At 52.6% G+C, this 22,967-nt stretch carries 20 protein-coding genes and 3 pseudogenes; 8 read left to right on the top strand and 15 right to left on the bottom strand.

Going from position 1 to position 22,967, the window contains the following annotated elements; translation table 11 throughout:
• Positions 1-12 precede the first annotated feature (12 nt).
• The gene (locus tag QP888_RS09265) at positions 13-996 is read right to left on the bottom strand and encodes an ABC transporter substrate-binding protein (protein WP_284813271.1); all 984 of its coding nucleotides are present in this window, start codon (positions 994-996) and stop codon (positions 13-15) included.
• A gap of 114 nt (positions 997-1,110) precedes the next feature.
• The gene (locus tag QP888_RS09260) at positions 1,111-1,719 is read right to left on the bottom strand and encodes a neocarzinostatin apoprotein domain-containing protein (RefSeq protein WP_284813270.1); all 609 of its coding nucleotides are present in this window, start codon (positions 1,717-1,719) and stop codon (positions 1,111-1,113) included.
• A gap of 153 nt (positions 1,720-1,872) precedes the next feature.
• Here QP888_RS09260 and QP888_RS09255 point away from each other — a divergent pair, with 153 nt between their 5' ends.
• Positions 1,873-2,337, top strand: coding sequence for an excalibur calcium-binding domain-containing protein (locus tag QP888_RS09255; RefSeq protein WP_284813269.1), 465 nt, complete (start codon positions 1,873-1,875; stop codon positions 2,335-2,337).
• 267 nt (positions 2,338-2,604) lie between these two features.
• Here the strand turns inward: QP888_RS09255 and QP888_RS09250 are convergent.
• From QP888_RS09250 to QP888_RS09240, 3 genes and pseudogenes are all read right to left on the bottom strand, one after another.
• Positions 2,605-3,333, bottom strand: a pseudogene (locus tag QP888_RS09250) (SPFH domain-containing protein); the annotation flags it as partial.
• Positions 3,334-3,592: 259 nt separating this feature from the next.
• Positions 3,593-4,198 (bottom strand): annotated as a pseudogene (locus tag QP888_RS09245) (hypothetical protein); the annotation flags it as partial.
• A gap of 15 nt (positions 4,199-4,213) precedes the next feature.
• Positions 4,214-6,751 carry a nitric-oxide reductase large subunit gene (locus QP888_RS09240; protein WP_284813267.1) on the bottom strand — a complete coding sequence of 846 codons (2,538 nt, stop codon included), beginning with the start codon at positions 6,749-6,751 and terminating at the stop codon, positions 4,214-4,216.
• A gap of 219 nt (positions 6,752-6,970) precedes the next feature.
• On the opposite strand from QP888_RS09240, the gene QP888_RS09235 reads away from it, so the two are divergent.
• Both QP888_RS09235 and QP888_RS09230 read left to right on the top strand, forming a co-directional pair.
• A complete protein-coding gene (locus QP888_RS09235; RefSeq protein WP_284813265.1) occupies positions 6,971-7,234 on the top strand; it encodes a hypothetical protein in 264 nt (87 codons plus the stop codon).
• 69 nt (positions 7,235-7,303) lie between these two features.
• Positions 7,304-8,065 (top strand): NAD-dependent deacylase, encoded by a 762-nt coding sequence (locus tag QP888_RS09230; protein WP_284813264.1) that lies wholly within the window; start codon positions 7,304-7,306, stop codon positions 8,063-8,065.
• Here QP888_RS09230 and QP888_RS09225 read toward each other — a convergent pair.
• Positions 8,043-11,237 carry a type I restriction endonuclease subunit R gene (locus QP888_RS09225; protein ID WP_284813263.1) on the bottom strand — a complete coding sequence of 1,065 codons (3,195 nt, stop codon included), beginning with the start codon at positions 11,235-11,237 and terminating at the stop codon, positions 8,043-8,045. The two genes, QP888_RS09230 and QP888_RS09225, sit on opposite strands and share 23 nt — an antisense overlap.
• A gap of 146 nt (positions 11,238-11,383) precedes the next feature.
• Between QP888_RS09225 and QP888_RS09220 the strand changes: the two genes are divergently transcribed.
• Together QP888_RS09220 and QP888_RS09215 are read left to right on the top strand one after the other, a co-directional pair.
• Positions 11,384-12,517, top strand: coding sequence for an ImmA/IrrE family metallo-endopeptidase (locus QP888_RS09220; RefSeq protein WP_284813262.1), 1,134 nt, complete (start codon positions 11,384-11,386; stop codon positions 12,515-12,517).
• Positions 12,518-13,003, top strand: coding sequence for a DUF4411 family protein (locus QP888_RS09215; protein ID WP_272722571.1), 486 nt, complete (start codon positions 12,518-12,520; stop codon positions 13,001-13,003).
• A gap of 17 nt (positions 13,004-13,020) precedes the next feature.
• Here the strand turns inward: QP888_RS09215 and QP888_RS09210 are convergent, their stop codons facing one another.
• Complete coding sequence (locus QP888_RS09210) at positions 13,021-13,221, bottom strand: hypothetical protein (protein ID WP_284813261.1); 201 nt, start codon at positions 13,219-13,221, stop codon at positions 13,021-13,023.
• Positions 13,222-13,304: 83 nt separating this feature from the next.
• On the opposite strand from QP888_RS09210, the gene QP888_RS09205 reads away from it, so the two are divergent.
• Both QP888_RS09205 and QP888_RS09200 read left to right on the top strand, forming a co-directional pair.
• Entirely contained in the window at positions 13,305-14,702 is a 1,398-nt protein-coding gene (locus QP888_RS09205) for an AAA family ATPase (RefSeq protein ID WP_284813260.1), read from the top strand.
• A 4-nt stretch (positions 14,703-14,706) separates the two neighbouring features.
• Complete coding sequence (locus QP888_RS09200) at positions 14,707-15,297, top strand: RloB family protein (RefSeq protein ID WP_284813259.1); 591 nt, start codon at positions 14,707-14,709, stop codon at positions 15,295-15,297.
• Here QP888_RS09200 and QP888_RS09195 read toward each other — a convergent pair.
• The 5 genes from QP888_RS09195 to QP888_RS09175 all read right to left on the bottom strand — a co-directional run bounded on the left by QP888_RS09195 (position 15,294) and on the right by QP888_RS09175 (position 19,739).
• Positions 15,294-16,445, bottom strand: a complete 1,152-nt coding sequence (locus QP888_RS09195; protein WP_284813258.1) for a restriction endonuclease subunit S — start codon at positions 16,443-16,445, stop codon at positions 15,294-15,296. The genes QP888_RS09200 and QP888_RS09195 overlap by 4 nt on opposite strands.
• Complete coding sequence (locus tag QP888_RS09190; protein WP_284813257.1) at positions 16,442-18,004, bottom strand: type I restriction-modification system subunit M; 1,563 nt, start codon at positions 18,002-18,004, stop codon at positions 16,442-16,444. Before QP888_RS09190 ends, QP888_RS09195 begins: the two co-directional genes overlap by 4 nt.
• Before the next feature lie 245 nt (positions 18,005-18,249).
• Complete coding sequence (locus QP888_RS09185) at positions 18,250-18,564, bottom strand: hypothetical protein (RefSeq protein ID WP_284813256.1); 315 nt, start codon at positions 18,562-18,564, stop codon at positions 18,250-18,252.
• A gap of 10 nt (positions 18,565-18,574) precedes the next feature.
• Positions 18,575-19,075 (bottom strand): DUF6973 domain-containing protein, encoded by a 501-nt coding sequence (locus tag QP888_RS09180; protein WP_284813255.1) that lies wholly within the window; start codon positions 19,073-19,075, stop codon positions 18,575-18,577.
• A gap of 529 nt (positions 19,076-19,604) precedes the next feature.
• Positions 19,605-19,739, bottom strand: coding sequence for a hypothetical protein (locus QP888_RS09175; RefSeq protein WP_284813254.1), 135 nt, complete (start codon positions 19,737-19,739; stop codon positions 19,605-19,607).
• Between the two features lie 416 nt (positions 19,740-20,155).
• Between QP888_RS09175 and QP888_RS09170 the strand changes: the two are divergent.
• A pseudogene (locus tag QP888_RS09170) lies at positions 20,156-20,506 on the top strand (aminotransferase class III-fold pyridoxal phosphate-dependent enzyme); the annotation flags it as partial.
• Between the two features lie 41 nt (positions 20,507-20,547).
• Here QP888_RS09170 and QP888_RS09165 read toward each other — a convergent pair.
• From QP888_RS09165 to QP888_RS09155, 3 genes are all read right to left on the bottom strand, one after another.
• A complete protein-coding gene (locus QP888_RS09165; protein ID WP_284813253.1) occupies positions 20,548-21,198 on the bottom strand; it encodes a S8/S53 family peptidase in 651 nt (216 codons plus the stop codon).
• 87 nt (positions 21,199-21,285) lie between these two features.
• Positions 21,286-21,696, bottom strand: coding sequence for a hypothetical protein (locus QP888_RS09160; protein WP_284813252.1), 411 nt, complete (start codon positions 21,694-21,696; stop codon positions 21,286-21,288).
• Positions 21,696-22,214 carry an SAR2788 family putative toxin gene (locus tag QP888_RS09155; protein WP_284813251.1) on the bottom strand — a complete coding sequence of 173 codons (519 nt, stop codon included), beginning with the start codon at positions 22,212-22,214 and terminating at the stop codon, positions 21,696-21,698. Before QP888_RS09155 ends, QP888_RS09160 begins: the two co-directional genes overlap by 1 nt.
• Between the last annotated feature and the right edge of the window lie 753 nt (positions 22,215-22,967).

The following is a 22,967-nucleotide window of genomic DNA, read 5'->3' as shown; positions in this document are numbered from 1 at the left end:
TGTGAATGAGCCCTAGCTCAGCTTGTCAAAGTCTTTGACTTTTTCAGCCAACCCCTGCAACCACTGTGCAAACGCGGAATACGTCATCGCGCCCTTGGAAGCCCATCCGCTAATCTGCCCCTGTTCAACAGCTGGCAAACTCTCCCACAGCTCAGCAGAAAACGGCTGTTCATCATCCAGCCCCTCGACCAATATGACATCAGCCGGGTAGGTGTTAGCTTCCTCCCATGCAACCTTGCCCCATGGATTGCCTTCTGTCGGCGACTCAGCTCCGACGATGTTAGCACCAAGCTCTTCGAGCAGGTTTGCATGATTGAACCCTACAGCGGTGTAGAGCATTTCTTTTGTTGGGCTAGCCAGCATGAAATCAAGATCTTTGCCCTCGACAGCAGCGCTGAAATCGTCTTTAGCCGATTCATAATCTTCGCGTGCCTGAACCAGTTTTTGATCGCTCAGGTCGGCACCGAGAAATTCACCTAATTTTTCTGTGCCTTCAATATTTTCTTCAATGCTGTCGCCATCAGGGAGCGGGATAAACGTAGCGACACTCACCAATTGCTTGTTGACATCATCATCGAACCAGCTCCAACCGTCGGCATCACCATGCCCTATTACAGCATCAGGGCGAAGCTCGGCAAGCTTTTCCATATCAATCTCGCCGTCTTTGCCAATCTGCTCGATATTGCTGATATCGGTATCGCCCATGACCCACGGATCATCGCAGTCATAACCGAAAATTGCGTCTGGGGTAATGTTTAGATGGTCCAAAGCGCTATACGCATAGCAATCCATCACCAATTTTTCGGGGGTCTGCTCGAATTCTAGACTGAGTCCCTCAATTGTGGGATGTTCGAAAGCAACGGCTTCACCGCTATCCGACGAGGACGATTCATTGCCTGCTGAGGTATCAGCGGAATTATCTCCACTACAAGCGCTCACGAATAGAGCAAGCGCACTGGCTGTAGCCAGTGCGCGGGTGTTTTTCCTGCTAAGCATTATAGTCCTTTCAGCTTCCCGCCTTTCAGGGTAGCCTACTTAGAATAGCATAAGCTTAACAGAACATGGCAAGCCTTTATAAATAAATATAACGCTCACCGGAAATATTAAGCCCTAAACGAACTTGATATCGGTTTCTTCTACACGCTTGAAGCCTTCGTTGTGGTCACCGAACAACTGCACGTTGCATTCCTGGGTGGTGCAGTCGACGCCTTCGCCAGTTGGGGTGGCGCGCAGGGTGACTACAGCGGTGCCATCTTCGTTCATGTCCACGGTGCCACCCTCAGTCTTGACCCAAGCCTGGGTGGCTTCGTCGCCATGCTCACCGGTGCATAGTGGTGGACGACCCTCGGCGTCGTCGTCTTCGTCAGCACAAATGGCAACGTAGTAGCCTTGCTCTGGGTTCAAACCAGACAGTTCAATCTTCAGTTCGCTGTCAGCTTCCACACCAGCGTCTGGGTCCGGGGTCACGCGCATTTCAGTATCAATGGCCTGCATCGCTTTGTCCCCGGCTTCTTTGGCCTTTTCGGTGGCGGACTCTGCGGCCTCGCCAGCCGCCTCAGTGGCGGATTCTGCGGCTTCGGCAGCCTCAGAGGTTAACGATGCCGCGGTGTCTGCGGCTTCATCAGAAGAGCAGCTGGCCAGCACCAGTGCGGATGCGGCGGTGATGCCCAAGGCTGCGGAACGGAGCGTACGGCGACGAGAGGTCTTTGCAATAGTCATAAACACCATTATATGCATCACAATTTTTTTTAACAAGGTAAGAGTTGCTTTAGAGGTAGCCATCAGGAAATATGACCACATGTGAATTCCCTGCACAAAACACTCTTAGCGACGCTTTCTAGCACGTGCATTTTCTTAGCGTCGTGCACGGATGTGGATTCTTCAACGGGCCAAGCGATGGTTACCGAAACATCTACGGAAACATTCACGGAAACTGTAACCGTGTCGGCATCGTCGATGGAAGAAACACGTGCTGAAGACGCAGCGGAAAACCCCGCTGACACTAAAGCACATGCTGGGCGTGGCAATGGCACGGTGCTCCCGGAACGCTATGACGACCGATTCCCGCGCGCTCAGCAACCACCAGCGGAACAGCCACCAGCTCCGGAGGCTCAGGGGCCGAATCCCGAGATGAACGAACAACCGGTGGCACCGGCACACATCGAGGCGCCTGCTCCCGCTGACGCTCCTGCCGCTCCACCGGCAGCACCTAGCGGCGAGACGTATTTCCACAACTGCGCGGCTGCTCGTGCAGCCGGTGCCGCTCCCCTGCACGCAGGCGATCCGGGCTATCGCTCACAGCTTGATGGTGATAACGACGGCGTAGCCTGCGAATAACGCGGCGCGCGATTACTCTTTGTCGGCGGTTTTATCGTCGCCTTTATCGCCGTCGACGTCCTTGCCATACCCGTCGTCAAGCTTGTATTCGGCATTCTCTGGCCGCAGATCCAACGAGGTGAATTCACCAGCCTGCTTGCCACTATCGGAGTTGTTGTTCGCAGGCGAGTCGTCGTTGTCACTCATTGGCGGCTCATCAGTCTTATTTCCCACCAATGAGCTGAGGTTTTGGTTTAAATCACTAAATCCCTGCTGGAATTTGCCCATGTTGTCCATGAACCCACCCAGAATATCGATGGGCAATGGGAACACCACGGTGGAGTTCTGGTCAGCTCCCAGCTCCAAGATGGTCTGCAAGTAGCGCAACTGCAGAGCGGCTGGCGCCTTTTGTAATTCCTCAGCCGCTTCACGCAGCTCTTTCGACGATTGCAGTTCACCGTGTGCCGAAATGACTTTCGCACGGCGCTCACGCTCGGCCTCCGCCTCACGCGCGAGGGCGCGCTGCATGAGTTCCGGAATTTCCACGTCCTTGATTTCGACAATCCGAGTTTCTACACCCCAACGGTGCGTTTGACCATTGATGATGCGTCGAAGATCCTCGTTGAGCTCATCGCGGTGCGCCAACAAGTCATCCAAACTGACACGTCCCAGCAGCGAACGCAGCGTCGTCTGCGCGATCTGCGAGGTCGCGACCGCATAGTTTTCTACCTGCAACACAGCTTTGATCGAATCAGTCACCTCAAACATGACGACGGCATTCACGCGCACCGAGACGTTGTCTTTCGTAATGATCTCCTGCGGCGGAATGGTCAACGTAACCACGCGCTGGTCGACGCGTTCCATCTTGTCAATCACCGGGATGATCCAATGCCCGCCCGGTTCCATCAACGGGCGCAAGTGCCCGAACCGAAAGGCCACTCCCCTTTCGTATTGTTTGATGACCTTAAACGAATAGCTGATGATCACCACCAGCACTCCCAATGCCAGCAATGCCATGATCGGCCAAAATACTAGTGCGCTCATGAAAAGTTCGCCTGTGCCTTATCTTTATGCCTAATGAGGCTTGTGTGTTTTAGGAGTTTTCCACTGGTTTGCTGCGCGACCGACGCAGCGATTGGCCATCCGACCGATAGTGGTGCTTGTACTTTGCAGCAATTACTTCGTCGTGGTTTTCGCCGGTTGCGCGAATGCGCTCGGAGCCGTATTTCTTCGCAAGGCGCGAGACTTCGTCGTCACGCACGCCAGCGATGGCTTCTTTCGTCGAACGATACTTCACGCCGTATTTATCAGCTACGGCCGCATTAACCTCGGCCTCGATATTATCCATCGATGGCAGCTCTTCGGGGAAGTTCGACGGGGTGTACCACAGGTGACGCGCCAAAGGAATAGTGCCACCGACCAGCACGACCAGCACTCCACCGGTCAACATCAAATCTGCGGTCGACGAATGCACAAGCAATGACATGAGCGGCAAAATAAAGCCCATCAACGCCACCGCCAAAGAAACCCCACGGTGGAAACGTCCGGTCTCCGAATGTGGCCACGGGTCAAGCCGACGGGTAACCTCGCGGCCTTTCGCACTGATCGTGCAGGATTGCTTGACCGGGCAGGTGTTGCACACGGTCGGGTTACCCCGGTAACGCATGACGCGGTTTTCTGGGTCAAAGCTGGAAGGCCACAGCCATTGGTCTTCCGGGCACTGCCAAGCATCGTGGGATTCCATATAGCGGAATCCACCTGTCTTATCGCCATTGGTGCGATTGGATGCCGACCGAGCCATCCGGTCAAAGCCCCACGCCACGGCGAGCAGGAACAGACCATAGATGGAACTGAGGATGGTAAATACCGCAGGTAATTCCATTGCTATCTCGCTTGCTTACTTGCCGTCGTCGTCACGCTTGTCGGAGCTGTAGCTACCGCCCCACTTGGTGGAGCTGTTGGCCTTGTGCTTATCCAGTGTATCCGAGACTTCTGCGCCCGTACGGTTGTCGACGCGGCCATGGCCACCGGAGACCAATCCAACCGGAGAGCCTTGGCCCTGTGCTCCAGTACCGACGGGCTCCAGGTTTTCTTCAGATTCCACCTTGCTAAACAGTGGCGTGACCGGGAATTCTTGCTCATCTTCCATCGTTGGGATCTCACCGCTATGACGCACGGCCTTGAATGCTCCCCAGATCAAGCCAGGAATACCGGCCATGAAGATCACGTCGCCAGGCAGGCGCAGCCATTCGATCAGGGCGTTATCCGGCTGGGTGATGTACCCCAGCGAACGAGCTTCAACATAACCTTCGGCAACCGAGTGGTAGAGCTGCAAGGTGCCTAACGGCAGCAGCGAAATAAAGACCATCCACAGCAGGCCAATGTTGAGCAGCCAGAAGCTCCACTGCATCGACTTATCCGACCAGTACTTCGGAGGTGTCAGGTAACGGAGCGCGAACACGCCTAGGCCGACGGCAAGGAATCCATAAACACCCATCATCGCGCCGTGCGCGTGGTTGGCCGTCAGGGCGGTACCGATCTGGAAGTACGACACGATTGGCAAGTTGACCAAGAATCCAAAGATGCCGGCACCCAAGAAGTTCCAAAAACCAACGGCAACCAGGAACATCACAGCCCAACGGTGTGGGAACGGTCGCTTGCCGGACGCACGCTGTTTAGATCCAAGCTGCATGAACGTCCAGGCTTCGACGGTCAACAGCGTCAACGGGACCACCTCGGCGGCAGAGAAGAACGAACCCAGCGCCATGTGCTCGACCGGAGTACCGGAGAAATACAGATGGTGCATGGTGCCGATCACGCCACCAATGGAATACAAAATGATGTCCAAGTAGATGATGCCCAGGGCGATCTTTTCGCGAATAACACCCAACAACACGAAGACATAGGCAACCATGATCGTCGTAAAGAGTTCCAGGAAGTCTTCCACCCAAAGGTGGACAACCCAGAAACGCCAGAACTCTGCAACAGTCAGGTGCGTCGACGAGCCTGCAAGCATGCCGACGGCGTAGAAACCTGGGATGGTCAGGCCGGAGAAGAAGAACAACCACGGCATATTCGACTTGTGCTCGGTTTTCAAGCGACCGTGCAGGGTTCGGAAGATCATGAAGATCCATAGGAACATGCCGATGGTCAGCAGGATCTGGAAGAAGCGTGGCAGATCCAAAAACTCCCACTGCTGCGACCAAATGCTGCCTTCTGGCACGATGCCGAAGGACGAGAGCCATTCAAAGGCCATGGAACCGAAGACGACGAAGGCGATGGCGCCCAGCAGAGCCCATGTCAGCCAGCCTTGCTTTTTAGGTTCGCGGCGGGCAATGAATGGTGCCAGGAAGATTCCGGCTGCCAGCAAACCACCGGCAGTCCACAGCAGGGATAATTGCAGGTGCCATGTACGCGCGACGTTGTACGGCAAGATTTCTTGCAGCGGGATTCCGAAGAAGCCTTCGATTTCCACGCGGTAATGCTGTACTGCGGCCCCCAGCAGCGCTTGGATGAGGAACAGCAGCATGGTGACCAGAACGAACCAGGCAACCACTTTTTGCGATTTAGAGAGTTTTACTTCTCCGGGCTGTTTGAAATCGAGGTTTGGGGTCTCTTCAGCGTGCCAGCCAATCTGGCGCGACCAGCGGCCGTAGATGGCGAAGATCAGACCGATACCACCGATCAGTGCAATTAGCGAGAGCACCGACCACACAACTAAGTCCGCCGTCGGAGTGTTGTTCACACGTGGCTCTGCTGGCCAGTTGTTTGTGAAGGAATAATCATGGCCTGGGCGTTCTGCAGCAGAAGCCCACGCGGTCCAAGCGAAAAAGCCGGTGAGGTCGTGAATTTCATCTTCGTTGTTGATGAACTCCTTCGGCAGACCGTGAACACCGGAGTTAGTACCGAAATAGTCCAGGTAGTGTTTTTGTGCTTCTTCGAATGCCGAGATTTGATTCGGGGTCCACTCCAGCACACCAGTTTGTTCGTCGAACCGGTTGGTGCGGAATTCCTCGACGATGGCTTCATCTTCCGTTGCCTCCGGCGAGATGAAGCCTGGGATACCGTTCGCTGAGTTCTGCTCTTTGGCATGCTCAGTGGCCATGCGCAGGTACTCCGCGGTGAAATCAGGGCCCAGGTATGCACCGTGCCCCATCACAGAGCCATATTGTTGCAGGCCGCGGGCCTGGAATAATTCCTGGCCATGGGTGATCTCTTCAGAAGTCAGGATGGTCTCACCGGACTCCTGCGAAACAATCTTTTCTGGCTGCGGCATGGAGGCATCGTAAGTTCGATATGCCAAAAAGCCCATGACGAAAAAGCCGAAAAGCATGGTGAGTGCAACACCTTGCACCCATGCACTATTGAATGCGAGGACCGGCTTCGACCGATCTTGTGCGTCCTCTGCCAAGGACGCGCGCTGAACTTCAGACATGATGACCCAAATCCCATCTATAAGACTGCCCACAGAAAACCTGTGTACAGTCCTATAAATACCTCATAAAATATTCAAAAAATAATTCATAACCAGCAGGGTCACTAATAGGTTCCTTCAAAAGATGTAAGTCCATAAACGGCCAGTTGAATACGCCGTGTAATTGTTGTGGCACGGTAAAAATTGTCTCCACAACGCACCCCCCTTAAAATTAAAAATATGTCCTTCAAAGAGCACACGAAAAAGAATTGGCTGATCACCTTCTTCGCTGCAATCTTCGCAGCCTCGGTCGTGGTCATGATCTTTTTCGACGAGCCGCGCAATACCGTGGTGATCTCTTTGGCATTCGTGGCATTTGCAGTGCTGAGTTTTCTGCTCATCCTGGTGATCTGGCTGTGGCTATCCAACCGGAAACAACGCGTGCAGAGTGGTGGCACGAAAAGTAACTCGCAGAGCAAGCAGGGCAAATCTGCCGCGAGCTAGGTAGTGAGTTACATGCACTCTTGAGCCTGATTACGGTGGCTAACCCGCACCACACCGTAGGCTTGCGGCATGAAGCAATCTCTTATCGACGCCCACGAGATTCTTGCCGACGCCAACCAGGTGGAAGTGTTCACTGGCGCGGGTATGAGTGCGGATAGTGGGATCGCCACTTACCGGGACGCGCAGACTGGCTTGTGGGAGAACGTGGACCCGCAGGCGATGGCCTCGATTGACGCGTGGCATCACGATCCAGAAACCATGTTTGCCTGGTATTTGTGGCGCGCACACTTGGCACAACGCGCCGAGCCCAACGCCGGACACCACGCCCTGGCAGCAGCACGAGAAGTGACCGTGACAACGCAAAACATTGATAATCTGCATGAACGCGCAGGCAGTGAAGATGTTGCCCACTTGCATGGTTCTTTGTTTGAATTCCGCTGCACGGATTGCGCAACGCCTTATCGTGAGCAGATTGCCCTGCCTACCAGACCAGTGGACAAGATTACGCCACCAGAATGCAGGGAGTGCGGTGGGCTCATTCGGCCAGGCGTGGTCTGGTTTGGCGAGCCGTTGCCACAAAATGAGTGGGTAGAGGCGGAACGTCGAATGTCCACGGCGGACGCGCTGCTCATCGTGGGCACTTCTGGGGTGGTCTACCCTGCCGCCGGGCTGCCTGTGACGGCGTATAGGCGTGGTATTCCGATCGTGGAGGTCAGCCCGCAACCGACGGATTTATCACAGCTAGCCAGCGTGGTTGTCACAGCCACCGCTGCGGAGGCTCTGCCCCGCATACTCGCTGGCAGGCGCGCTACGCCCCACGAATCTGCATGAGCTCAGCAGACCCATCCTCCACAAACAGCGGATCAAACCGCACCAATAACTCGTGCAGTTTCTGTTCAACCCGCGATTGTTTTTCTTTCCGGTCCTCGCCGCCGCGGCTAAACCGCGACATCGGAGGCAGCAGTTTCGCGATTTTCGCCCCGCCCAGGTAGGTCGCTCCGCTGCCGAAAGCAGCGGGTACCACATCCCAGGTAGCATCTGCTTTTAATTTTTCGCCTTCGATAATGCGGTTCAGTTCTTGCGCCATTTTGCGTCGCACGTATGCTGGCCAGGCCTCATCAACGGCGGTTGTCACGGTAACGGAATCGACGAATTCTTCTACCAAGTCTTTCTTGTTCCGCAGCTGCGGGCTGGAATCTACCGCACGGGTAATTTGTGCGCGAATTTCGGCATCGTCGCTGCCTTCGCGGTCTCCGTGTGCCTCCCGGTATTTTTCTACCAGCAGCAAAATATAATCGACGGTGATGCCAACTTGTTTGACCAGTTCTATCTCAAAGACAACATCATCGTTGATATTTTCTTTTTCTACTTGCTCAGTTCTGCGGAAATCGTTGTATAAGTCCAGGTAGCGGCTGCGGTAGTCCTGGGCTTGCCGTTCACTCAAGATTTCTTTACCGGCAAAATCATCGAACGCCGTCAGAATGTTCTGCAGCCGCAAGATAGCGCCGAACAGGGCAATGAATTCCTTTTGTGCATGCTCGCCGACAATCCGCTCGCCCAGCGGGTAGGTATCCAGCAGTTCGGTGACTTTCTCGGCGTACTCGTCGTAATACTCCACAAATGGTTTCAGCGTGACGATGCTGCGCGCGTCTTTGTTGCCGAATAACTCCAGCGCCTTGTTCGTTTCTTCTTCCAGGTCACGGAAGCACACGATGTTGCCGTAGGCTTTGGCAGAATTCAAAATGCGGTTGGTGCGTGAATACGCCTGGATCAACCCGTGGGCCCGAAGATTCTTGTCGACGAATAGCGTGTTCATCGTGGTGGCGTCGAAGCCGGTGAGGAACATGTTCACGACGATCACCAGGTCGAGCTCTTTGTTCTTCAGCCGCATGGACAAGTCTTTGTAATAGTTTTGGAAGCTATCTGCCGAGGTGTCGTAGCTGGTTCCGAACATGTTGTTGTAATCGGCGATGACCGCGTCGAGGAATTCCCGTGAATCGCCGCTCAAGCGCTCAGCATCGAAGCCTTCTTCATCCAGGCTGCCGTCGGCGGTGGCTTCGTTGACGCCGTAGGAATAGATCATGCCTAAGCGCAACCGTTTGTCCCTGGGTAGTCCTTCTTGCTGGCGTGCGAATTCTTGGTAGTAGAGTTTCGCGGCGGTGATCGAGGAGACTGCAAACAGCGCGTTGAAGCCTTTTACCCGGCGCGCGGCGTTCACGGTTTCTTCGGCTTTGCGTCCGCGGGAGGCCTGCGCAACGTTGGTGACGACGGAGTGTTCGTAGCTGGTGGCACGCAGTGTTTTCTGGTCATAATGCCTCCGAATATAAGAGACCACCCCGGTAATGCGCTGTGGGGCCAGCAGAGCTGCTTCCCTATCAATCGCGCTGACTTCCACCTCGCCAGAGCCCTTGGCACCAGAGCCTGTGTCGCCAGAGCCGTTGGCGGCATTAGATTCGCTGGCATGGCTAGCACGCATCGTGTTGATGTAGTCCACGCGAAACGGCAGCACGTTTTTATCGCTGATGGCATCCACGATGGTGTAAGTGTGGAGCTTTTCGCCAAAGGCTTGTTCGGTGGTGCGCAGATTAGGGTTTCCGCCGCCGACGCTATTCACGGCGAAGATAGGCGTGCCGGTAAATCCGAAGAGGTTGTAGCGTTTGAACGAACGAGTGATGAGCGTGTGCATATCCCCAAATTGGGAGCGGTGGCATTCGTCGAAAATGATCACGACGTGTTGATTGGTCACATCGTGGTTTTTCTCGCGTTTCAACAACGTCGAGAGCTTCTGGATCGTCGTAATGATGATGCGCGCGTTAGGGTCTTCAAGTTGTTGTTTCAGCACCTTCGTCGAGGTGTTGGAGTTGGCTGCGCCTTTTTCAAAGCGGTCGTATTCGCGCATGGTTTGGTAGTCGAGGTCTTTGCGGTCTACGACGAACAGGACCTTGTTGACGCTGTCCATCCGCGATGCCAGCTGTGCCGTCTTGAACGAGGTTAAGGTTTTGCCGGATCCGGTGGTGTGCCACACGTAGCCGCCGGCGTCGATGGTGCCGAGCTTTTTGTAGTTGGTGGCAATGGTGATCTTTTGCAGGATGCGCTCTGTAGCCACGATTTGGTAAGGGCGCATGACCAGCAACAGATGGTCGGAGGTGAGCACGCAGAACTTCGTCAGGATGTTCAGCAGGGTGCGTTTGGCGAAGAACGTGCGGGCGAAGGCTGGGAGTTCTTCGATTGGTTTGTTGTTGGCATCGGCCCACCAGGAGGTGAATTCGTAGCTGTTCGAGGTTTTGGTTTTCCCGCCCCGGGTGGAGTTTTCTACGTGCTGCGCGCGGGTGGTGTTGGAATAATACTTCGTCAGCGTGCCGTTGCTGATGACGAATAGTTGTACGTATTGGAACAGCCCGCGTTCGGCCCAGAAGCTGTGGCGCTGGTAGCGGTCGATCTGGTTGAAGGCTTCGCGGATATCCACACCGCGGCGTTTCAGCTCGACGTGTACGAGGGGCAGGCCGTTGACCAGGATGGTGACGTCGTAGCGGTTGGAGTAGGCGGCACCGCCTTCGGTTTTGCCGACCTCGTATTGGTTGATCACCTGCAGGTGGTTGTTGTGGATGTTTTTCTTGTCCAACAGGCGGATATTTTTGGTACTGCCGTCGTCACGCACCAAGGGTTGGATGTGGTCTTCTTGGATACGAATGGTCTTTTCTTTGATGCCGTCATTGGCACCGGCGACGTGGTTATCGAAAAACTGGGTCCATTCTGCATCGCTGAACTGCACGTTGTTGAGGCGCTCGAGCTGGGTGCGCAGGTTGGCCAGCAGCTGGTCTTCGGTGTGGATCGGCAGTTGCTCGTAGGCTTGGGAGCGCAAAATGCTAATGAATTCACGTTCGAGTTCTGCCTCGGATTGGTAGGCGGTTTCTTCGGCTGGTTCCGCGATGTATTCTGCGACGACGGTCGATTCTTCCGATACCGCAACCGGATCGTAATTGCGTGCGGGGTTGTCGATCATCTGAGCCTTCCGATTATTGCTTGCCGACGCCGTGTGTTGCTTTGATGCTAGCAGGCTTTATTGCTGCTCGAGCCATATGTTTCGCAGGTGTTGTAGCCTGTTGTTATCTCATCGACGCACAACGGCGTGAGCACAAGGAGGCCGTGATGACTCTACGCGTAGCTATTGCACAACCTGTCTTGCGGTGGGCTCTTGCGCGTATCCGGATGTCGCAGGACGAGCTTGAAGCTAAGCAGGATTTCCGCGCGTTGCCGCAGTGGCTGAGTGGCGAGAAACAACCAACTTTGAAGCAAGCCGAAAAATTAGCAGGCCTTGCTGGGGTGCCATTCGGTTATCTGTTGCTTGACCAGCCTGTCGACGATACTCCTGCCCTGCCCGATTTCCGCACGACCGGCAGTCGGCAGCTTAGACAAATTAGCCCAGAGCTTGAGCAGACGATCATTAACTGCGAGGGACGCCTGCGCTGGTATACGGATTATCAGTTTTTTCTTGGGGAAGCCCCTCCGGAATTAGTACACCGATTTTCCTTAGCAGATACTCCTGCTGCTGCCGTTGAATACTTTTTGGAAAACACGAAGTGGAATGCGGGCCCGCAACACGGGCGCGATGTTCGTACGGCTTTGAGCCACGCGATGGAAGATCTCGGCTTGTTGGTGATGCGCACGGCGATTGTTGATAACAACACGAGTCGGAAATTGGATGTCGCAGAATTTCGTGGTTTCACGTTGCTGGACCGCGGGTTTGCGTTGGTTTTCGTGAACGGCACTGATGCAAAGGCCGGTCAGTTTTTCAGCTTGGCGCATGAGCTTGGGCATGTGCTTCTGGGAAAGCCCGGGGTTAGTGGTGAGCGAAACGAGCATCAGAAAATTGAGCGCTGGTGTAATCAGTTTGCTGCGGAATTATTATTGCCACGAGCAGCGCTCGCGGAGATTTGGGCGCAATCAATGAGCCTCGAGGATGCGTGCGATAGGGCATCTAAGAGGTTTGGTGTTTCGGCTGAAGTAACAACCTGGAGCTTGGTTGATGCACAGTTAGTTTCCCGCAGTGAGGCTTCTGCTTTCCTTAGGTCACGCCCTGATCGCCCCGTGAACACGGCGCCAAGCGGTGGAGGAGATTATTATCGCGCGATAAATAGTCGCCTCGGTGCGCGGTTTGTTGAATCAGTAACTGGGGCTTTGCTCGATGGTGATATCGATGGTGTGGAGGCTTCCCGCCAACTGGGTATTGCAAAGACAGCGACGCTCGACGCTCTTGTGGGACGTGTCCAGGGAGTCGCTTAAATGTATTTAGTAGACACAAACATCTTGCTTAATGCATTTAACTATTACCCGCGCTCGGTGTTTCCCTCGTACTGGAAGGTTTTTGAGGCCAGACTTTCTTCCGGTGAATTTTGTGTTCACGAACAGGTCTATGAAGAGTTAAAGAAAAAAGACGACGATAAGATTCGTTGGTTGGAGGCCACCGTGCCCAAAGATCGTCTGCTAACAAAGGATTCTGCCGAGTTAGGTTTGTACGCTGAGGTTACTCAATGGGCCCGATTCGAACGGAATCCTGCTTACCAGACGAAAGCTGTGCGGGATTTTCTTAATCACGCGGATTCTTGGTTGGTTGCGAGTGCAGCAGCACGCAGGCTCACACTGTTAACGAATGAGACTGCGAGCCCGCAAAAAATTAATCGTGTGAAGATTCCTGATGCTGCAGCTGCTTTCGGTGTCAGTTGTTACACGAACCTTGAATTTCTGAAATCCGAAAACATCCAGTTCTAATTCACAAAGTTTGGCCATCACTGTTGAGTTGTAGCTGCGGGCTCGAAGCTCAGTAGTTTACCCCGGCAATACTCGTATTGTTTCCGGCCTGCAGCAATTTCTGCGGGCAAGCCAGTGCTGATGTCATTGACCAAAGCATCGAATTTGCCGATGCCGTGGCCTACTTCATGCAGCTGCTGTGTACGGTCTCGCGCTGTTGCTTTGATGCTAGCAGGCACAGAAGAATCAAACCGAATAGTTCTTGAAATGTCTTTATCGGAATTTTTTTACGAATATCCGGTCTTGGGATACAGTGGGGAGCATGAAGCTGCTGAATCTCGTCGTTGAAAACCACCGGAGTTTTCGCGACGAATTCCATCTGGAACTGACGCGCCCGCATTTCACCTCGAATATTCCGGACTCTGGTGATAGCTGGGCCGAAAACGTTTTTCCAGTAATTGCCATCTACGGTGCGAACGCTTCAGGTAAAACGACTGTCATCGACGCCTTGAAATATCTGTGGTCTGCGCTCAGTGCATCTTCTGGCGAATGGCTGAATCGCGCAAGTGTTCCCCACGCACCATTCCTACTGGGCGAGGCTCGTGAACAACCGAGCGCATATTCCATCGACTTCACCCTCGATGCAGACTATAGCCAAGCGAACCCTACCCCCGGCGAAACACGGTTCCATTACGAGTTCGATGTGACGCCACGGGGTTTTAGGCATGAAATTCTTCAAGTATACCGATCCTCACGCGCAACTACTCTTCTTTCCCGAGAACAATCAGAAGACGGTGTGAAGTTAAAGCTTGCTGCAGGTTTGGGTGGCAAGTTCGAAGTCACGCACCGAGAGTTAGCCTTATCCCGTGCTGGCATGACTGGCCGCGGACAACTCGGGGTTATTGCACAAAAGATTAGGGATGGTTTACTCATCATAGGCGTCGATGATGAGGAACGTAACTTGCGCTTGCACCGAATCACCGAAGAATTGGATAAAGGAAATATCCATCTCGATGATTTCAGCGCTCTTGCGCAAGTAAGTGATTTCGGCATCCAAAAAATTGACGTGGATATCCAAAAGCTGCCGAATGACATTGCGAAACGCCTGCGCACTATCATGGATGTATTTGAGAACGACGCTCCCGAGCATGCTGCATCCGCAGAGATTCCCAAGCGCGAACATAGTGAGAAAGAAACGCACGAGCTTATTCAAAGGTCACTGCAGTTTACCCATAAAACTATTCATTCCGACGCCCCACAGCCAAAGTTCGGAATCAATGACCAGTCCTCCGGAACGCTTGCGTGGCTAGCATTAGCGATTCCGATGGTGGAGGTACTACGGAACGGAACTGTGTTGTGCGTTGATGAATTGAGTTCAAGCCTGCATCCAAAGCTCGCCGCGGAAATTGTCAGGGTTTTCCAAACACCGGAGCTGAATCCCCACCATGCACAGCTCATTTTCTCAACGCATGATATTTCCCTGCTCATGCCGCAAGCAGAACTTAATCTTCAGCCTGGGCAAATCTGGTTTACTGAGAAAGAGGTAGATGGTGCAAGCGAGCTGTACAGCTTGAGAGATTTCCCTGATATCCGGGGAGGCACGAATATAGCAAAGCAATTCCTGGAGGATAGGTACGGAGCCACCCCAAGGGTGATTCCCGAGTTGATATCGAAAATCGCGTTGGACGGCGCCCACGAGGGCACTGGAGCACTGGTATAAATCTATGCCACGACGAAACTACAAGAGGAAACCGCGTCAACAGCGGAAGACAATTTTAGTAGTTGTTGAGGGAAGCCCGGGGAAATCAGAAGAGGAGTATTTCAAGCAAATACATTCAAGGCTGCCAAGGTCTACTTCCCCCAGCCTCAAGGTGGTAGCTGCCGGTGGGGAGCCCCGCAGAGTGTGGGATGAATGTCGCAATAGGATGGATAGTGGTGACTTCGATTTTGTTTGCTTGGTATTAGATCACGACGACCACCCAACGCTTCCCGAAGTACTTCGCGAAGTTTCCAAGTACAAGAATACGGCTGCGGTGGTCACCAATCCTCAATTTGAGCTGTGGCTATTGCTCCACGCGCAAGATCAAAACGCAGCTATTACGGCACGGGTTTTGCGCCAAAAGATGCGTGAGCACAATTTGGTCTCTCCAAAAAACGATAAGGAATTGCACCGAAGCTTTCCCTTTGAGAATTTCGAGCAAGCCCATGCCCGAGCCAAGAACAGCAAGCATTACGCGGGAAACGGGGTTGTCGGAGACAACCCTTCGAGCGGTATTCCTTGGCTCATCGATCTGCTTCGCGGCCATGTGGGTTAGACCGGCTCAAAGCTCAGTAGTTTATCCCGGTAATACTCGTATTGTTTCCGGCGTGCTGCAATTTCTGCCGGCAAACCGGTACTGATGTCATTGACCAAGGCGTCAAATTTGTCGAGGATCGCAACGATTCGTCGCTGTTCTTCAAGCGGTGGGAGCGGAATTTCGATGGATTCTAGTGCACGTTTCGACAGCCGTCGCACTTTAGCCCCTGTTACATGCTTGCGCTTCTGATTTTGGAAGTTCCCAGAGCTTAGAAAATATGAAACATACTGTGGATCTAATTGTTCACGGACAGGGCTATATACGAAACCATCATTGCTGGGAACTACCGGTTCCGCGCCAATCCATGCGACAGCTTTTCCAAGATCCTCATCATTTTCTGAGGTTGTCGCAATGAATACTTCTCCTGGCTCCATTAGCCGTTTATTCTCGGCGAATTCGGATGCAAGGTATGATTTTGTTTCCTTCGCACTGATACCGTAGTGGGTGTAAATTTCGCCGTAATGTATGCAGGGTATACCAGCTTTCACGATATGTTTCTTTTGAAAAGAGCTCCCGCGACGGAACTCACCAACTTTGCCAAGAACAGAGGCTTTATAAAACGGAGAATCATGATCGAAAAATTGATCACGAAAGTATGCAGACTGCTTCCGCCGAGCCTCCAGCTCCGCCTCCAGCTCCGCCTCCAGCTGAGTAAACTTATCTAATATTCTAGCGATTTCCAGCTGAATTTCTAGAGGTGGAACTGGGATAACAAGCTTCTTTAGCGCTGTTTGAGTAATACTTGGTCTCGTTGAACTTGTCGAAATTCTGGAGAGGTCAACTCGTTCCATTACATAATAGAAATACTTGATATCGAGTTGTTCAGGATTACATTTTGTATAAAAGACCGTATCTACATTCCAGAATGGGGCGTCAACAAACTGCACTGCCAATGAACCCTTACGCGGGAGTAAAACACTTGGTCCTACACAGGAAGCTTCTTGAACATAAACGTCCATTTGGCCACCGCTTCCAAAAACGGGAATCTTTCCGGGGCGCTCAGTTTTCCAGTCTTTGCCGTTTTTAATCTCAACGACGGCACCGATTTCTTCAAAAACCACACCATCCGGGCAGAGCTTTTTAATCAGTTCATCTACTCGGCTCACTGGTCAGCCTCCAAGTCCTTAACGATCTCGTCGATGGCGTCGCGAAGCTGCGATTGGCGCATAACAATACTTTCAATCTCTGCATTGAGCTCTTTGATATCAATGATCTCGCGAGTATCTTCAGGCTCAACGTAGGACGAAACCGAAAGGTTGTAGTCGTTTTCTGCGAGCTTATCGTTGTCTACGCGGTAGGCATAGTGCTCAGATTCTTCACGGTTGGCGATCGTTTCCAGAATCGTACTTTGGCTTCGCTCGGTGAGCTTATTCTTGTTGCCGACGCGCTCAAACTGCTTAGAGGCATCAATGAAAAGAACATCGTTCGTGGTCTTCGATTTCTTCAGCACAATGATGCATGTGCCAATCGTCGTCCCGAAGAATAAATCCGGCGGCAACTGAATCACAGTATCAACGTAGTTGTTGTCTACAAGGTACTTCCGGATCTTCTGTTCCGCTCCCCCGCGGTACAGCACGCCGGGGAATTCGACGATGGCTGCCGTACCGTTTTCTGCAAGCCAGCTAAGAATATGCATGGTGAAGGCGAGATCAGCCTTCGACTTCGGCGCCAGTACACCGGCCGGAGAATAACGCGGATCATTAATCAGAACCGGATTATTATCGCCTTCCCATTTAATGGAATAAGGCGGGTTGGAAACAATCGCTTCGAAAGGCTCGTCGCTCCAGTGCTGCGGTTCCACCAAGGTATCGCCGAGCGCGAGGTGGAATTTGTCATAGCTAACGCCATGCAAAAACATGTTGATGCGGGCAAGGTTGAACGTCGTCAAGTTAATTTCTTGACCATAGTAACCATCGGTCACACCGCCTTCGCCCAACACCTTGCGGAACTTCAACAGCAATGAGCCAGAGCCGACTGCTGGGTCATACACCCGGCTCACACGTTGCTTGCCTTGCACAGTGATGCGGGCCAGCATCTCCGAGACCTCCTGCGGGGTGTAGTACTCGCCGCCCGATTTACCTGCCTGGGAAGCATACATCTGCATGAGATATTCATAGGCGTCACCGAAAAGATCGATGGTGTTCTCGGTAAAGCCCTGGTTGAGCGGCAAATCACCGATAGCATAGAGCAACTTTGCTAATTTCTCATTCCGCTTAGCCACCGTGCCGCCAAGCTTGGCGCTATTGACGTCGACGTCGTCGAACAGACCCTTGATGTCTTCCTCACTGTCGGTGCCGATCGCAGAACCCTCAATCCCCTTGAACACCTTCTCCAGGGTTTCGTTGAGGTTCTCGTCGTTCTGCGCCCGGTCGCGCACATTATGGAACAGCTGCGAAGGAAGGATGAAAAAGCCGCGCTCTTTGACGGTTATCTCGCGGCCGAACTCCGCTTCCTCGTCCGACAGCTGGGCATAGTCAAAGCTCTCATCACCCGCGGCGCGTTCCTCGCGGTTAATGTGATCACGCAAATTTTCCGAGATGAAGCGGTAGAAAAGCATCCCGAGAACATAAGACTTGAAATCCCAGCCGTCGACACTGCCCCGCAAATCATTTGCGATGCGCCAAATAGTTTTATGCAGCTCTGCGCGCTCAGAATTCTTCGCCACGGTGCCCTCGTCATTTCTATGCTGATCATGCGGTGAATCGTCTGCACCAGTCTAGATTTAGCGTGGCAGGATTTGGCGGTGGCGCGGCGGGATTGGTTTGCTACTAAAGTTTGCCCGGTCGAGAGAACACCATCCGCTAGTCCCATGCCCATCTCATCTAGCCAAGTTCCCAGCCATATGAGCATAGCGGATAGCGATTTACTTGCTTCCGGTCGATCCAAAACCGCCGTCACCACGGATGGTGGTTAACCCATATTGGCGATGGGCCTTACTGCAGCTCCCACCAAGAACAGCCAAAGTATAGCTGCGAGTAAGAATCCTGTGGTAAAAGCTGCGGCGATGATGTATCCGGTAGTTCTCGCTGTGCGGGTTCGGGTGGTTGCTGTTTTCCAGAGGATTACCATGACCATGATAGGGCCAAGGATGATGGGAGCTATCAACCCGGCCGCAGTTGATGTGTCGAGGACAGTGAGTGTGAATAGTCCCCCAAAGTAGAGAGTGACGGCCCCAAAGAGAAAGCTTAAAAAGGCTTGGATACTTCTTTTTATCTGCACGTTCATACTCTTTCCTTTATGCGATCACCATTAGCTGTCCGTCTTCAGCCTTCGCGTGGCATTCGTCGATTGCGCCTTCTTCGTCTTCTTCGTGGCGTAGACCGATGTCTCGGCCAGTTTGGTTGTTGGCTTGGTCCATTTCTCTAGATTCAGGTGTTCCCGGGTGGTCATCCTCATGTGCGTCACCAATCTTCCGTGCGAAATCCACGTTGGCTCGGATTGTGGTTAGTGCTTGCCATATGCAGTGACGATCTGCGTCTTGGATGTTGTCACCACTTGGGCCGGGGAAGCGTTCGCTGGAGATTCGTTCAGCGTCCTGAATCGCCGATTTTGCTCGTGCACAGTCATAAGGGTTGGTTACACATACTGTGAGTTCATTTTTCCCCGGATTGACACCATACTGATCTCCGGAGTCTCGTGTGACTGGACGTTTTAGTTCTGCAGCAACGACTTGATCGACAATGTGGCGCGGGGTATTCACTTTGTCTGGCACGTTTTCTTCTTGACGAAGTTCCATTGTTCTTTCAATGGCTCGAGCGTAGGCGTCTGTGCTTATCTGAGTGGTGCTTGGTGACGCGATTGCTGTGAGTGCGTTTGCTGTCGCTAGCGCTACGACCGCAGCAGCGATTAATGAATTTGTTGTTCGACTGGAAAACATTGACATCCTATCTTAAACTTAGGAAGGGTCGTGTAAGATCAGACTAAAACCGTGCGGGGGAAGATGCAATACTTATTCCCTCTTCACTCTAGAAAATTCGGAGTCAGATACTTTCGCGGCTTGTTGGCATAGCATAGCGGTGAATCATTGGGAGCTTGAGTTCTTTCCTTTCTCGTGGATCTGTGCCGACACAGCATTGATCAACTCTGCTGGGTGTCAGATTTTTCGCCGGGGAGTCACAAACGTTCTCATCGACTATCCCCGCCGCAACAAGGTGGATGATCGACACCTGCTTGGCTTGTCCCCGGCGGCGCAGACAGGCGTTGGTTCGCTCGCGAAACCCCAGGCTCCACAGGGTGGTAAACCAGACGAGGATGCATCCGCCAGACTAGAGGTTCAGACCGTTACCGGCACTCACCAGGTGGATCATCCCTAGACCGATTTCTTCCACGTTCCACACAGCGAAGTCCCCAGCGTTGTTCAACTCCCCGGCTTGGGGAACCGCTTGAGGACTAGAACTCAATCAGTAGCGTGGTTTACCCGTAGTTTTAGTTACTCACAGTTTCCGGACCTTCTAATAGTTCAATAGTGACGTTTGTCCCTACCGGGGTAGTTCGCCATAGGTTTTTGTGTACCAAGGATTGTTATCCAAAGCCTTGACAAATATAATTTCACTCTTCGCGCCTCAAAAAACGGCGCAAGATAGTGCATTAGAAAATGAAGAATCGCCCACGATCGAACCTGGTGGATGCTACGGTTTTGCCGCCCGGTGCTTCTCCACGTCCAGGCGGTTCCGCCGATCGTAGCCACAATGCCCTCTAGGTAGCACGTCGTATTCCTCGCAGGTGGTGCCGGTTTTCGGGTTCTGCTTTAACAAGCTGCAGGGAGCAAAGGTCACTAGCGGGGCAATAAGCGTTACTTCACAATATAACCAGCGATCACACCAACTTGCCCATGGCCATCATCGCGAAGGAAAACCCATACAAGGCCGGGTTTCGCCCGTTCACGGGTGATATCTACCGCGCACCAATGTCGTATCCGCTGCGGGATGGCTTAGCCGGCGACAAGGCCGCCGAGCGCACAATCGCAGAACTAGAAAAAGTCGGCGCCGACAACCTGGCGTGCGTGGTCATCGAACCAATCCAAGGCGAGGGTGGTTTCATCGTGCCTGCCGAAGGATTCTTGCCGCGCATCGTCGACTGGTGCCGCACCAAGGACGTGGTGTTTATCGCCGATGAAACTCAAGCCGGGATCATGCGTACCGGCACTTGGTTCGCCAGCGAACACGAAGAGACCTGAAGAATAAACAAGAGAAGACATGTTTAAAGGCGTCAAGATAACTTGACAATCTCCGGGCCATCGGAGCATTTATAAAGCAACGAAAGCACAGACATTTTACCCTGCTTAGGATCTCCTACGCACTCCACAATCTTGGCAGTTGCTAAGACCGCAGCAAGTGACGAACCACCTTCTGGAGGAACTACCATACCAAAGTCAGCCCCGACAGGATTGCCAAACCAATATTCGTCTTTTACTGAAGGACGCGGATAAACGCCGATAACGCTATCGAATGCGACTGGATAAGAATCCACCTTTTCAAGCCCACTCTGCGTAGCTGCAACCACCACGATACCCTTCCGGGAGGCGGCAGCAATAGCCTCCTCGAGCTCGTCAGTCGACTTTTCTATCGAAAGACTTATATTTACAATATCCGCCTCTTCATCGATTGCAACATGGACTGCTCGGGCGATCTCGGCGGGTTGGGCGATGCCATTCTCCGCGACCACGTCAATTACGATATCTCGAGAAGGTGTGCTCTTGGCGCCGTAAAAGCTAACATAAAGATCATTAATATGCTCCCCGGACTTGCCGGCATCATTCAGAACGATCAACTTTGGCTTCGTTGACACCGTCACACCGTCGTCGACAAAAACCACCGTGGGACGTGCCACCCCGTCGGACTCAACTGGTAATTTCAGCACAACCGCAGTAACTATAGTTGATAATATAATTAAGGCTAAGCAAACTCCAAGTAGTAAAGATCGTTGGCTCACATGGATACCTGCAAACTAGGAGTGGATTCCTATAGCCTGAGCTGAAAGCTCTACAACGTGTTCAGCGTCAGGATGCTGAGACAACAATTCAAGATATTCCTTTAGCTTTTCATGATCTCCACTTGGATTCCGATTCCAAAATGTAACTAAAGCTTCTGCTGCTAGGTCAATTGAATGGGGTAGGTCGACTAAGGCAAGAACGTAGTTCTCCGCTAGTGCTTGCACTTTATCAACTTCAGTGTTTAATGGAAGGACACGCACGATTTGTTGGATGAACTCACTTACGCGTAACGCATTTTCCTGTTTCCATTCGTATAGTTCGCCTCCCCATTCCGCAGCCGAGAACCTGTTAAAAGTGCGGATGGCTGCATCGAAATCCCCCCGTTCGAGCGCGTCTATTGCGCTCTCGAAATCAGAACTATTCATCAGCACTTTCCTCTAATCTTGTTAACCCAACTGTCGCTGATTTGACCGCCATTTTTATTATAGGTTGCGGTGATCGTTCGTCCCTGATAAGAGCATTCAGCCTTCCGTGCCTGTGAACCACGATCACTGTGGTGCCCTTCAGCCATGGCACGCCCTAGCAAATCCGCAATCTGTTCCTTAGATTTAGCCCCGACCTCGCTCCAGCAATGTTTTGGGGCCATGATGTGTCCCCATTTGTTGGCGTTTTGTCGCAAAAGATAAGATTTTGCCGCCTTTTCGACCTGAGCCTTACCGAATTGGTTGATCGCCGCACGAAGCCCAATTCGAGTTAAAATCCCTAGCACGATTACTGCGGGAATCGCTTGCGTCGTCGCTGTCTCGCTGTTGACTAAAACAGATTGCCCTGTCGTTCGTCCAGTTAGTGCAGCAGTGAAATTGTCGGAGGACTCTCCGGTGACAGCAAAGTTATCGACGTCATAGACCTCAGAAATCTTCTCGCCTTCCGAGATGCCGTTCACACACAATCAATGTGCCTGTCGAAGTTAGCTCGGCTGTGACCTGTGCGTCGATTCCGGTTTCCTTAACCATATATTCGACAGTGCTTCCATCTCGGCTGAGGAAAGTATTCCCGCCGAGATTTTCCAGGCTGTTGATGGTCCTTGCACCGATTATTAGACAGTTCGTTTACTCTGGTCTTCTCCCGTGACTCAACGGTTCGTAATTGCGCCGAAGCGTAAGGAAGATGCAGTGCTGTTAAAAATACCGATACGGTCGTTATGGTAGATATGATTGCTCGAGTGTGCTGATGGGGCATTACTTATTCTCTATAAGAGATAGTTTCACTCGCCATACCGAACGACAAGTTCATGTGCCTGAAAACATTTATTACCTACCTGTTATGATTTCATAGTGCTTAGAAGCGGCATCATTATCGATAACGCAGTACAGTATCGTTATCGCTCTAAACGTATAGCGACTTCGTTCTAGCTTGGGATTGCCTGAACCCGCCCGTTTCGAGCACGATGTAGTGTGTCGCGGATTACCTGGGAGAATTGGCGCCGTCAAGGCAGGAGGGCAACAGCCATGCCCTCAACGGTACTTCGCGTCGTAGGCAGCAGGCTGGATCAATGCGACCGGGTCAGGCCTGGAAGGTGGTGCCGTCCTTGAACGTAAACGCCATGGAGCCGTCTGGTTCTGGTGTGGGCGGGGTTTTTCGGACCGGATGACTTAACATAGGAGACCATAACGACCGACCAGGTCAGAAAGATATG

Origin of the sequence: Corynebacterium sp. MSK297, assembly GCF_030232885.1 — a bacterium.
Taxonomy (GTDB): Bacteria; Actinomycetota; Actinomycetes; order Mycobacteriales; family Mycobacteriaceae; genus Corynebacterium.
This window is presented reverse-complemented; position numbering and strand designations above follow the sequence as displayed.

Excerpts from the sequence above, each read along its gene's own strand:
- QP888_RS09180 (WP_284813255.1), bottom strand. The coding sequence starts at position 19,075 with ATGGAACTTCGTCAAGAAGAAAACGTGCCAGACAAAGTGAATACCCCG.
- QP888_RS09225 (WP_284813263.1), bottom strand. The coding sequence starts at position 11,237 with ATGATCGACAACCCCGCACGCAATTACGATCCGGTTGCGGTATCGGAA.
- QP888_RS09265 (WP_284813271.1), bottom strand. The coding sequence starts at position 996 with ATGCTTAGCAGGAAAAACACCCGCGCACTGGCTACAGCCAGTGCGCTT.
- QP888_RS09200 (WP_284813259.1), top strand. The coding sequence starts at position 14,707 with ATGCCACGACGAAACTACAAGAGGAAACCGCGTCAACAGCGGAAGACA.
- QP888_RS09185 (WP_284813256.1), bottom strand. The coding sequence starts at position 18,564 with ATGAACGTGCAGATAAAAAGAAGTATCCAAGCCTTTTTAAGCTTTCTC.
- QP888_RS09230 (WP_284813264.1), top strand. The coding sequence starts at position 7,304 with ATGAAGCAATCTCTTATCGACGCCCACGAGATTCTTGCCGACGCCAAC.
- QP888_RS09235 (WP_284813265.1), top strand. The coding sequence starts at position 6,971 with ATGTCCTTCAAAGAGCACACGAAAAAGAATTGGCTGATCACCTTCTTC.
- QP888_RS09220 (WP_284813262.1), top strand. The coding sequence starts at position 11,384 with ATGACTCTACGCGTAGCTATTGCACAACCTGTCTTGCGGTGGGCTCTT.
- QP888_RS09240 (WP_284813267.1), bottom strand. The coding sequence starts at position 6,751 with ATGTCTGAAGTTCAGCGCGCGTCCTTGGCAGAGGACGCACAAGATCGG.
- QP888_RS09260 (WP_284813270.1), bottom strand. The coding sequence starts at position 1,719 with ATGACTATTGCAAAGACCTCTCGTCGCCGTACGCTCCGTTCCGCAGCC.
- QP888_RS09215 (WP_272722571.1), top strand. The coding sequence starts at position 12,518 with ATGTATTTAGTAGACACAAACATCTTGCTTAATGCATTTAACTATTAC.
- QP888_RS09205 (WP_284813260.1), top strand. The coding sequence starts at position 13,305 with ATGAAGCTGCTGAATCTCGTCGTTGAAAACCACCGGAGTTTTCGCGAC.
- QP888_RS09160 (WP_284813252.1), bottom strand. The coding sequence starts at position 21,696 with ATGAATAGTTCTGATTTCGAGAGCGCAATAGACGCGCTCGAACGGGGG.